The sequence below is a fragment of the Endothiovibrio diazotrophicus genome (assembly GCF_054657215.1).
In genome coordinates, this window is sequence record NZ_BAAHXB010000301.1 from 1 (window position 1) to 579 (window position 579).

At 45.3% G+C, this 579-nt stretch carries 1 protein-coding gene; it reads right to left on the reverse strand.

What is annotated here, in order from left to right; translation table 11 throughout:
* A partial coding sequence (locus ACYQ2W_RS26535; protein ID WP_459874120.1) for a hypothetical protein occupies window positions 1-527 on the reverse strand: 527 nt, incomplete at its 3' end.
* Between the last annotated feature and the right edge of the window lie 52 nt (window positions 528-579).

Consider the following 579-nt stretch of genomic DNA (forward strand, 5'->3'; position numbering starts at 1 on the left):
GAATCAGGCAGCGTGCTGAAAAAATCGTCTTGCGACAGGATTATTTCCGCCGCTGTTTTTGCTGGCTCCGCCCCCGCCTTTTTCAGCGCCGTGCTGACTATCGAATCAGGCAGCGTGCTGAAAAAGCTCGGCTGTTCCAATGCGAACCGACAAAGCTTCTTTCTCAAATCCTGTGATGGTAACGCAAGAAGAACTGCCTTGAATACAGGGCCAGTTGCATTGGCGAGATCATTATTCAGCACTTTCATTAGTTGTTTTATGGCTTTATCGTGCATAGGCATTTGCAATTCAGTATGCAGCCATAGCCAAAGTATAAGTACACCGTTTGGAGAACTGTTACCGGCGAGGGTATTCAAAAGTTTTATTAGACTGTGATTGTCGAGACTTAGTGCTTTTGCCAATTCTTCCTTATGCTCTCGGGCGTACACGATACCCTGTTCCGCCAATGTGTCATGGTTGAATTCGATGAAATGCAGCTTTCCTTTACTTTTAGTAACCACAGTCCTTTTGTTTACGAGGGAACTCACCTCCTCGGGATAGCCACACATTGCTATCCGTTCTATTAGATCTTCATTTTTT